Genomic DNA, 9,759 nt, shown 5'->3' with positions numbered 1-9,759 from the left:
CACTCGTACGAGAACGGCCGGCTAGCGGTTGACGCCCCGACCCGGGCGGAAGGCCTCCGCGGCGAGGAGTCCGGTGTCCGGGTTGTCGGTGAAGATGCCGTCGATGCCCAGTTCGAAGTACCGCTTGAAGGCGCCGAAGGCGTCCCCGTACGCGGTCGGGTCGGTGCCCTTGCGGTACTCGGCCGGCAGGAAGCTGTTCTCGTTGCGCGCGGTGTAGGGGTGCAGCACCAGGCCGCGCGCGTGCGCGTCCTTGACCAGGGTGGTGGCCTCCCCGAGCCTGCCGTCGGCGGTGCGCGGCACGATCAGGTCGAGGGTGGGGCCGATGCCCTGGGCGAAGCCGGCGATCCACTTGAGGCCCTCGGGCTTGACCAGGTCCGCGACGGTACGGGGGTCCTTGGCCACCTCGAAGTCCCAGGGCCGGGTGTTCGCCGCGCCGAGCAGCACCACGCGCGGCGCCGACACCAGCCGGGAGAGCCGCTGGATGCTGGAGGGCTCGAAGGACTGGAGGAAGACGGCGGCGTCCCGGCCGTCGCGCCCGTAGCGGCGCAGCAGCTTGGCGAGGGGCTCCTCCAGGCCGAGGCCCAGTCCGCGGAAGTAACTGGGGTGCTTGGTCTCCACGTGCAGCCAGACCTGCTTGTCGCGCTGGCGGCTCTCCCGGTTGGCCCAGCGCAGCACCTCTTCGAAGGTGGGAACGGCCCAGCGGCCGTCGTAGAGCGTGTTCCGCTGGCGGATCGCGGGGATACGTTCCTTCGCGCGCAGGGTCTTCAGCTCGGCGAGGGTGAAGTCCTCCGTGAACCAGCCGGTGACGGAGACCCCGTCGACGGTCTTGGTCGTACGCCGGGCCGCGAACCCGGCGTGGTCGGCGACGTCGGTGGTGCCGCCGATCTCGTTCTCGTGGCGGCACACCAGATGGCCGTCCTTGGTGGGGACGAGGTCCTGCTCGATGACGTCGGCGCCGAGGTCGAGCGCGAGCTGGTAGGAGCCGAGGGTGTGCTCGGGCCGGTACCCGCTCGAACCCCGGTGGCCGATGACCGTCGGTACGGGGAGGTCGCGGTAGCCGCCCTCGCCGTACCCGCCTTCGGCGGTGGCGGCGGAGGCGCTGCCCGCCGCCAGTCCGGTGATTCCGGTTCCGGCCGCCAGGACCGCCGCCCCCAGGACCGTGCGCCGTGCTGCGCCACCCTGCGTCATGAGTGCCTCTCCTCTTCCTAAAAAGCGGGCCTGCATCTCCGGGATCTCCGGGTCGCGGGCCCCGCAATCGGCGTGCCGATGGTAGGCAAGGAGGGATGGCGGGAGGATGGGCACAGCGGGAACATGGCGGAAACGCGCGTCAACACTGCGTATCCACCGTGTGAACCCGATGTGCGATCAGCTGTGACCCGCGAGTATCGTCCTCACCTGCACTACCCCCGTGTGGTGCGAAACCGCTTGTCGATGCCGGAGGGCTCACGTTGTTCCGTACCGCGCTCATCAAAGCCACTGTCGGACCGGTCATGCGCCTGATGTTCCGCACCAAGGTGGAGGGCATCGAGAACATTCCGGGCACCGGTGCGGTGATCCTGGCGGGCAATCACCTCACCTTCATCGACTCGATGATCATGCCGCTGGTGTGCGACCGCACGGTCCACTTCATCGGCAAGGACGAGTACGTGACGGGCAAGGGCCTCAAGGGCCGCCTGATGGCGTGGTTCTTCACCGGCGCCGGCATGATCCCGGTGGACCGGGACGGCGCGAACGGCGGCGTGGCGGCCCTGATGACGGGTCGCAGGATCCTGGAGGAGGGGAAGATCTTCGGTATCTACCCCGAAGGCACCCGCTCCCCCGACGGCCGCCTCTACCGCGGCCGCACCGGCATCGCCCGCCTCACCCTGATGACCGGCGCCCCCGTGGTCCCGTTCGCGATGATCGGCACCGACAAGCTCCAGCCCGGCGGCGCGGGCATGCCGCGCCCGGGCCGGGTCACGGTCCGCTTCGGCGAGCCGATGGAGTTCTCCCGCTACGAGGGCATGGACCGCGACCGCTACGTGCTGCGCGCCGTCACCGACTCGGTGATGGCCGAGGTCATGCGGCTGTCGGGGCAGGAGTACGTGGACATGTACGCCACCAAGGCGAAGGCCGCGTAGCCGCTACTGCCGCTGGAGTGACCGGCTGACGCCCGCCAGGGTCGTGGTGGCGAGGATCCAGCCGGTCACGATCAGCAGGTACGACAGCCACTGGTACCAGCCGCTCGGCGCGAAGGCCGCCTCCTGGCCGAAGCCGATGATCGGCAGCATCAGGTCCAGGGTGTAGAAGGCGGGGTTGAAGTCGGGGGCCTCCCCCGGCTTCAGCGGGCGCGGATGCTCCGTCGCGAAGGCGATCCAGCCGGTCAGCAGCAGGGCCAGCAGCCAGCCCGCCGCGCGCAGCGGCCGGAAGCCGTAGCCGACGGTGGCGTCCTGGAGGAGCCCCCAGACGCGGGCGGCCCGGGGCAGGGTCCGCCGGTGGCGGCGGAGCTTGGCGAGCTGCACGGTCCGCGCGGCCCCCTCGTCGCCGGCCGTACGGTAGGCCGCCGCGAGCTGTTCGTAGGCGTACGGGAGGTAGCCCGACTCCTCGCGCTCCAGTGCGGGCAGCCGCTCCTCGGCGGGCAGGTGCGGGGCGAGGGTGCGGTAGCTGAGCCCGTCGATGCGGATCTTGTCAGGCCAGGTCCCGGTCGGGACGTGCAGCAGGTCGAACTGGGAGCGGCGCAGGTTGATCAGCCCCTCGACGCGTTCGCAGCCCCGCAGCCACATCTCGCCGACGACGCAGCTGGAGGCGCGCAGGGCGACGCCGCCGGGGTTGGCGAAGGAGGCGTAGGCGAAGTTGAGCTGGCCCGGTATCCGTGAGCCGGTGAGGTTGACCATGCCGCGGGCCTCCAGCCGTTTGGCTCGCAGGTCCGTGCCGACGGTGAGGGTCTCGGCGTGCAGTGCGATGCCGTCGGGGGCGAGCAGGTGGGCCTCGTCGAGGCTGATCTGGCCTCCGACGGTGGCGCCGTTGAGGCGCAGCTGGCCGTGCACGGTCAGGTCGTTCGCGATGATGTCGGTACCGACCTCGATGTGGTTGAGCTGGAGCGGTGGTTCGTCCGCCTCCTCGCCCACCACCGGGCCGACCACGGCCCCCTGGAGGAAGAGGCCGCCGGATATCTTGGCGCCCTGCAGCCGGACGGGGCCGGTGATGCGGCAGCAGGAGAGCCGCAGGACCACGTCGACGCGGATCGTGGCGGCGGTCAGGCCCGGGAGGGTCGAGTAGCCGAGGACGAGCGCCTTCAGCTGGGCCCCGTACATCAGGGGTTTGCGCTCGAACCAGCAGTCGCGCAGCCGGATGGGGTGGTCGACGACCGCGTAGCGGAGATCGAGCTTGCCGACGATCTTCGCGCCCTTGACCTTGAGTCCGGCGACCCGGCCCTCCTCGGCGGGACCCGCGCCCAGCAGCAGGGCCCGCAGTACCTCGGCCCGCAGGGTGCGGTCCGGGCCCCAGTCGGCCCCGTCCACGGAGCTGTCCTCGGGCTGTTCGCGGAAGTCGACGCCCTCCCCGCGCGGGAAGGCGTCCCATACGCGGCGTTCGGCCGGGGTCAGATCGGTGATCTCCATCGCCGGGATGGTGTCCCGCACGCCGACACCGTGTCAACTACGGGCGGGACGCCACCCCCTGGCGGGCCGTCAGTGTGCGACGCCGTCCTGGAGTTTCTGGCCCCTCAGCAGGAACCAGGCGGCTACGGCGGTGGCCAGCAGAACGGCCGCTCCGACGCCGGAGGCGACCCGCAGGCCGTCCACGAACGCCTCCTGGGCCGCGCCGACCATCTGCGCAGCGGTGTGCGGATCCAGCGACTTCGCCGCCTCGACGGCTCCGCCGAGGGATTCGTGCGCCGCGTCGGCCACCGGCGCGGGCACGGAGGCCGGGGCGGTGAAGGACTGGTAGACGCCGGTCACGATGGAGCCGAGCAGGGCGATGCCGAGGGCGGCGCCGAGTTCGTACGCGGTCTCGGAGACGGCCGAGGCCGAACCGGCCTGCTCCTTGGGCACGCTGGAGAGGATGACGTCGGCGGTGACGGTGAAGGAGAAGCCCGCGCCGAGGCCGACGAAGAGCAGGGCCGCGCCGAGCAGCGGATAGCCGGTCTCCTTGTGGATCACCGTGAGGGCGGCCAGGGCCAGCCCGATGGCGGCGAGACCGCCGGCCACGATGCCGCGTACCGAGTGCTTGCGGGCGTAGCTGCCCGCGACCAGTCCGGTGGCCACCGCGCCGATGGCGGCGGGCAGTTCGGCCAGGCCCGCCTCCAGGGGGTCGCGGCCCTGGACCAGTTGGAGGAACTGGGAGAGGAAGAAGACCAGCCCGGAGAGCCCGAATACGGTCAGCAGGTCGGCGAGGACCGCGCCGGAGAAGCCGCGGTGCTTGAAGAGCCGCATGTCGAGCAGCGGGGACGGCAGGCTGAACTGGCGCCGGACGAAGGCGTACAGGCAGGCTCCGCCGATGACGGCGGCGGCGCAGACGCCCCAGGTCAGGCCGTGGGTGGCGACTTCCTTGACGGCGTAGACGACACCGATGACGCCGACGAGCGAGAGCGCGACGCTGACCAGGTCCCAGGGGCCCGCGACCGGGTTCTTGGACTCGGGGAGCAGCTTGATGCCGACGAGGACCAGGGCGATCATCACGGGCAGGTTGATGAGGAAGACCGAGCCCCACCAGAAGTGCTGGAGCAGGGCTCCGCCGACGACGGGCCCGATGGCCGCGCCGGCCGAGGCGGTGGCGCCCCAGATGCCGATGGCGAGGCTGCGCTCGCGCGGGTCGTGGAAGATGTTCCGGATCAGCGCGAGGGTGGACGGCATCAGGGTCGCGCCGGCCACGCCGAGCAGCGCCCGGGCCACGATCATCATCTCGGGGCTGGTGGCGTAGGCGTTCAGCACGGATACGGCGCCGAAGGCGGTGGCGCCGACCAGCAGCAGCTTCTTGCGGCCGATGCGGTCGCCGAGGGAGCCCATGGAGACGAGCAGGCCCGCGATGACGAAGGAGTAGATGTCGCCGATCCACAGCAGCTGGGTGCCGGACGGCTTGAGGTCTTCGCTGAGGGAAGGGGTGGCGAGTCCGAGTACGGTGGCGTCCACCGCGACCAGCAGCACGGCCAGGACGAGCACGGAGAGCGCGAGCCATCGGCCCCGGCTCTTCCCCTCCGCCCCCTTCTGCCGGTTCAGCTGTTCGGTACGGCTCATTGCTCCACGCTCCGTCGTGCGCCACCGAGCAGCAGCTCGGTGATCATGTACTGGAAGTCCTTGGCGGCGACCCGGCCGTCCATCACGGCCCAGGCGCAGGTGCCGACGAGGCCGTAGAGGGCCTCGGTGAGCCAGGCGGGGCTCAGGTCGATCCTGATGTCGCCCTCCTGCTGGCCGCGCCGGAAGAGCGCGCCGACGCGGGCGTCGAGGCGGGCCCAGCCCTCGTTGACCTCGTCGCCCTCGAAGAGCTGGTTCTCGGTGACGAGGAAGGCCAGCAGCTGGGCGTTGGGCTCCGCCTCGGCGACGAGCCGTCTGAGCGCCTCGATCGCCGTGCCCTCGTCGAGGCGGGCGTTGTCGAAGGCCACCTCGAACTCGCGGATGCCCAGGTCCTCCAGGGCCCGTACGAGGGCGTCGCGCCCGGCGAAGTGCCGGTGGAGGGTCGCACGGCCGATCCCGGCGGCGCGGGCGACCTCGTCCATCGTGGCGGTCGATTTGCGGGAAAGCAGGGCGGCCGCATCGCGGAGCACCTGGTCACGGTCCATGGCCATGAGACAAGCATAACCCGAATGAGACATCACCGTCTCATTCGATCGTTAAATCGGCTGCTTCCGAGCGGCCGGAGAGGAATCCTGTCCCGATGAAGCCCCTGCTGCTGATCGACGTCGACGGCCCGCTGAACCCCTACGCCGCCAAGCCCGAGCGGCGCCCGGAGGGCTACACCACCCACCGGATGCGCCCGACGGGCTGGACGGTCGCCGGGCACGGCAAGCCGCTGCGGGTCTGGCTGAATCCCGCCCACGGAGCCGAGCTGCTCGCGCTCGCGGACGCGTACGAGCTCGTCTGGGCCACCACGTGGAAGGACGAGGCCAACGACTGGATAGGCCCCGTACTGGGCCTGCCCCGGCTCCCGTTCGTCGACTGGCCGCAGATGCACGGCCGGGCACCGCGCGGGACCTGCTGGAAGACCCAGTACGTCCTGGAGTACGCGGCCGGGCGGCCCTTCGCCTGGATCGACGACGACATCACGGCGATGGACCACGAGTACGTGGACCAGCGCCACCCGGCCCACGCCCTGCTGCTGCGCATCGACGAGCGGATCGGCCTGACGCGCGCCGACTTCGAGGCACTGGCCGACTGGGCCGGAGGGCGATCGGCCGAACACACGGGGTGATTCGGCGATCACTACCCGTGCACGCCGACGATGATGTGCCCGCGCGGGACGACTTGATCATTTCGAGTGGCCGTCGCCGCCAAGCCTTCTCCGGCCTGCCCGGGAGGGAGGAGAGTCCTCCCCGGTGAGCCCTTACCCGGGGTGGGCCACCCGCACCGATTCATTTCTTCGGCAGGGAGAGAACCATGAACGGATCCAAGAAGCTGGCCCTCGGGGCCGCAGTGGTGGCGCTCGCGATCGGCGGTTCGGTCGCCGTGGCGTCGGCGTCCGCCGAACCGCAGCAGGCCGCCCGGGCGGCGGCCACCACCACCGCCTGGGCCAAGGTCGCCGCGAACGGACAGATCCTGGGCGGGCAGGGCATCAGCGGCACGGTCAACCACTTCGGCGGCGGCCGCTACAACATCACCACGTCGTCCAGCCTCAACGGGTGCGCCCTCCTGGGCACCATCAACACCAACGGCGGGAACGACCCCGGGCCGGGCAGCTCGTCCATCCTGGTCGGCCAGGTGAACGGGAACACCCTCTTCATCCGCACCGCGACGCCGTCCGCCGCCGGCAACGCGGCCGTGGACAGCGACCGGCCGTTCTCGATCAGCGTCGTCTGCGCCTGACGCATGCCGAAGGGGCGGGGGAGCCCATCCGCTCCCCCGCCCCCGGCCGGGACCTACTGCTTGTGGATCGCCCAGGCGTGCTGGATGACCAGGTCGGCCTTCAGCTCGGTGAGCTGGGTCGCGACCGCCGACGGGGCGGTGCCGCCGCGGCCGTTGCGGGAGGCCAGGGCGCCCTTCACGTTGAGGACGGTACGGACCTCGGGGGTCAGGTGCTCCGAGATCTTCACGAACTGGTCGTCCGTCAGCTGGTCGAGCTCGATGCCCTCGGCCTCGCAGACCTTGACGCACTCACCGGCGACCTCGTGCGCCACCCGGAAGGGCACGCCCTGCTTGACCAGCCACTCCGCGATGTCGGTGGCGAGGGAGAAGCCCGCAGGGGCCAGCTCCTCCATCCGCTCGCGGTTGATGGTGAGCGTGGCCATCATGCCGGTGAAGGCGGGGAGCAGGACTTCGAGGGTGTCGCAGGAGTCGAAGACGGGCTCCTTGTCCTCCTGGAGGTCCCGGTTGTAGGCGAGGGGAAGGGCCTTGAGGGTGGCGAGCAGCCCCGTCAGGTTGCCGATGAGCCGTCCCGACTTGCCGCGCGCCAGCTCCGCGATGTCCGGGTTCTTCTTCTGCGGCATGATCGACGACCCGGTGGAGAAGGCGTCGTGGAGGGTGACGAAGGAGAACTCCTTCGTGTTCCAGAGGATGATCTCCTCCGCGATCCGGGACAGGTTGATCCCGATCATCGCGGTGACGAAGGCGAACTCGGCGACGAAGTCGCGGGAGGCCGTGCCGTCGATCGAGTTGCCGACCGAGCCCCGCTCGAAGCCCAGGTCGGCGGCGACCTGCTCGGGGTCCAGGCCGAGCGAGGAGCCGGCCAGCGCGCCCGAGCCGTACGGGGAGACGGCGGTGCGGGTGTCCCACTGCCGCAGCCGCTCGGCGTCCCGGGACAGGGCCTGTACGTGGGCCAGTACGTGGTGGGCGAACAGCACCGGCTGCGCGTGCTGGAGGTGGGTGCGGCCCGGCATCGCCACGTCCGGGTGCGCCTCGGCGAGGCCGACCAGCGCGTCCTGGAGGTCGGCGATCAGGCCGCCGATGGTCCGTGCGTGGTCGCGCAGGTACATCCGGAAGAGGGTGGCCACCTGGTCGTTGCGGGACCGGCCGGCGCGCAGTTTGCCGCCGAGGTCGGGGCCGAGCCGCTCCAGCAGGCCCCGCTCCAGGGCGGTGTGCACGTCCTCGTCGGCGATGGTGCCGGTGAAGGAGCCGTCGGCCACGGCGGCCTCCAGCTGGTCCAGGCCCTCGGTCATGCGGTCGAGTTCCTCGGCCGTGAGCAGGCCCGCCTTGGCGAGCACACGGGCGTGGGCGCGCGAGCCGGCGATGTCGTAGGGCGCGAGGCGCCAGTCGAAGTGGACGGACGCGGACAGCTTCGCGAGGGCTTCCGAAGGCCCGTCGGCGAACCGGCCGCCCCAGAGCCGGACGTCACCGTTGTTGCTGCTCACAGCTACTGCTCCTCAAGAGGGGTGGATGTACGGACGGCTCCCCGCCGCGGAGGTAACGGGGAGCCGTCCTTGGTACTGCGGTAACGACTCAGGCGAGGTCGCGACGCGCGGCGATCTTCGAGGAAAGGCCGAAGATCTCGATGAAGCCCTGGGCCTTGGACTGGTCGAAGGTGTCGCCCGAGTCGTAGGTCGCGAGGTTGAAGTCGTACAGCGACTCGTCGGACTTCCGGCCGGTGACGACGGCCCGGCCGCCGTGCAGGGTCATCCGGATGTCGCCGGTGACGTGCTGGTTGGCCTCGTTGATGAAGCCGTCCAGCGCCCGCTTGAGCGGGGAGAACCACAGGCCGTCGTAGACCATCTCGCCCCAGCGCTGCTCGACCTGCCGCTTGTAGCGGGCCAGCTCGCGCTCGACGGTGACGTTCTCGAGCTCCTGGTGGGCGGTGATCAGCGCGATCGCGCCCGGGGCCTCGTACACCTCGCGGGACTTGATGCCGACGAGGCGGTCCTCGACGATGTCGATCCGGCCGATGCCCTGGGCGCCGGCGCGCTCGTTGAGCTGCTGGATCGCCTGGAGGACGCTGACGGGCCTGCCGTCGATGGCGACCGGGACGCCCGCCTTGAAGGAGATGACGACCTCGTCGGCCTCGCGCTGCAGGGCCGGGTTCGAGGTGTACTCGTAGATGTCCTCGATCGGGGCGTTCCAGATGTCCTCCAGGAAGCCCGTCTCGACGGCCCGCCCGAAGACGTTCTGGTCGATGGAGTACGGGGACTTCTTGGTGGTGGCGATCGGGAGGTTCGCCTTCTCGGCGAAGGCGATGGCCTTGTCCCGGGTCATCGCGTAGTCGCGGACCGGGGCGATGCACGTGAGGTCGGGGCCGAGGGCGGCGATGCCGGCCTCGAAGCGGACCTGGTCGTTGCCCTTGCCGGTGCAGCCGTGGGCGACGATCGTCGCGTCGTGCTTGTGGGCGGCGGCGACGAGGTGCTTGACGATGGCCGGCCGGGAGAGGGCGGAGACCAGCGGGTAGCGGTCCATGTAGAGGGCGTTCGCCTTGATCGCCGGGAGGCAGTACTCGTTGGCGAATTCGTCCTTGGCGTCCGCGACCTCGGCTTCGACCGCACCGCAGTCGAGCGCGCGCTTGCGGATGACGTCCAGGTCCTCGCCGCCCTGGCCGACGTCCACCGCGACGGCGATGACCTCAGCGCCCGTCTCCTCGGCGATCCAGCCGATGGCGACGGAGGTGTCCAGGCCGCCCGAGTAGGCGAGTACGACGCGCTCGGTCACG

9 protein-coding genes are annotated in these 9,759 nt (G+C 70.7%); 3 read left to right on the top strand and 6 right to left on the bottom strand.

The genetic code is table 11. From position 1 onward, the window contains the following. Positions 1 to 21: 21 nt before the first annotated feature. Positions 22 to 1,188, bottom strand: a complete 1,167-nt coding sequence (locus tag ACFV0Q_RS15695) for a glycerophosphodiester phosphodiesterase (RefSeq protein ID WP_385005484.1) — start codon at positions 1,186 to 1,188, stop codon at positions 22 to 24. Between the two features lie 302 nt (positions 1,189 to 1,490). Here ACFV0Q_RS15695 and ACFV0Q_RS15690 point away from each other — a divergent pair, with 302 nt between their 5' ends. Next, the gene (locus ACFV0Q_RS15690) at positions 1,491 to 2,120 is read left to right on the top strand and encodes a lysophospholipid acyltransferase family protein (RefSeq protein WP_385005482.1); all 630 of its coding nucleotides are present in this window, start codon (positions 1,491 to 1,493) and stop codon (positions 2,118 to 2,120) included. A 3-nt stretch (positions 2,121 to 2,123) separates the two neighbouring features. Here the strand turns inward: ACFV0Q_RS15690 and ACFV0Q_RS15685 are convergent, their stop codons facing one another. The 3 genes from ACFV0Q_RS15685 to ACFV0Q_RS15675 all read right to left on the bottom strand — a co-directional run bounded on the left by ACFV0Q_RS15685 (position 2,124) and on the right by ACFV0Q_RS15675 (position 5,761). Next, positions 2,124 to 3,599: a membrane-associated oxidoreductase gene (locus ACFV0Q_RS15685; protein WP_385005488.1), complete on the bottom strand. Its 1,476-nt coding sequence runs from the start codon at positions 3,597 to 3,599 to the stop codon at positions 2,124 to 2,126. A gap of 69 nt (positions 3,600 to 3,668) precedes the next feature. Beyond that, the gene (locus tag ACFV0Q_RS15680) at positions 3,669 to 5,213 is read right to left on the bottom strand and encodes an MFS transporter (protein WP_385005480.1); all 1,545 of its coding nucleotides are present in this window, start codon (positions 5,211 to 5,213) and stop codon (positions 3,669 to 3,671) included. Continuing rightward, positions 5,210 to 5,761: a TetR/AcrR family transcriptional regulator gene (locus ACFV0Q_RS15675; protein WP_385005478.1), complete on the bottom strand. Its 552-nt coding sequence runs from the start codon at positions 5,759 to 5,761 to the stop codon at positions 5,210 to 5,212. Before ACFV0Q_RS15675 ends, ACFV0Q_RS15680 begins: the two co-directional genes overlap by 4 nt. Positions 5,762 to 5,850: 89 nt before the next feature. On the opposite strand from ACFV0Q_RS15675, the gene ACFV0Q_RS15670 reads away from it, so the two are divergent. Then, the gene (locus tag ACFV0Q_RS15670) at positions 5,851 to 6,384 is read left to right on the top strand and encodes an HAD domain-containing protein (RefSeq protein WP_385005476.1); all 534 of its coding nucleotides are present in this window, start codon (positions 5,851 to 5,853) and stop codon (positions 6,382 to 6,384) included. A gap of 185 nt (positions 6,385 to 6,569) precedes the next feature. Continuing rightward, on the top strand, positions 6,570 to 6,995 hold the full coding sequence (locus ACFV0Q_RS15665; RefSeq protein WP_385005475.1) for a hypothetical protein: 426 nt from the start codon (positions 6,570 to 6,572) through the stop codon (positions 6,993 to 6,995). Positions 6,996 to 7,048: 53 nt separating this feature from the next. Here ACFV0Q_RS15665 and argH read toward each other — a convergent pair whose 3' ends face one another. Together argH and ACFV0Q_RS15655 are read right to left on the bottom strand one after the other, a co-directional pair. Further along, a complete protein-coding gene (gene argH, locus ACFV0Q_RS15660) occupies positions 7,049 to 8,476 on the bottom strand; it encodes an argininosuccinate lyase (RefSeq protein ID WP_385005473.1) in 1,428 nt (475 codons plus the stop codon). 88 nt (positions 8,477 to 8,564) lie between these two features. After that, the gene (locus ACFV0Q_RS15655) at positions 8,565 to 9,758 is read right to left on the bottom strand and encodes an argininosuccinate synthase (protein WP_385005471.1); all 1,194 of its coding nucleotides are present in this window, start codon (positions 9,756 to 9,758) and stop codon (positions 8,565 to 8,567) included. Position 9,759: the final 1 nt, after the last annotated feature.

The organism is Streptomyces sp. NPDC059564 (genome assembly GCF_042735575.1).
GTDB lineage: Bacteria > Actinomycetota > Actinomycetes > Streptomycetales > Streptomycetaceae > Streptomyces.
This window is presented reverse-complemented; position numbering and strand designations above follow the sequence as displayed.

Coding starts and splice junctions, on each gene's coding strand:
- ACFV0Q_RS15695 (WP_385005484.1), bottom strand. CDS start 1,188: ATGACGCAGGGTGGCGCAGCACGGCGCACGGTCCTGGGGGCGGCGGTC.
- ACFV0Q_RS15690 (WP_385005482.1), top strand. CDS start 1,491: ATGCGCCTGATGTTCCGCACCAAGGTGGAGGGCATCGAGAACATTCCG.
- ACFV0Q_RS15685 (WP_385005488.1), bottom strand. CDS start 3,599: ATGGAGATCACCGATCTGACCCCGGCCGAACGCCGCGTATGGGACGCC.
- ACFV0Q_RS15680 (WP_385005480.1), bottom strand. CDS start 5,213: ATGAGCCGTACCGAACAGCTGAACCGGCAGAAGGGGGCGGAGGGGAAG.
- ACFV0Q_RS15675 (WP_385005478.1), bottom strand. CDS start 5,761: ATGGCCATGGACCGTGACCAGGTGCTCCGCGATGCGGCCGCCCTGCTT.
- ACFV0Q_RS15670 (WP_385005476.1), top strand. CDS start 5,851: ATGAAGCCCCTGCTGCTGATCGACGTCGACGGCCCGCTGAACCCCTAC.
- ACFV0Q_RS15665 (WP_385005475.1), top strand. CDS start 6,570: ATGAACGGATCCAAGAAGCTGGCCCTCGGGGCCGCAGTGGTGGCGCTC.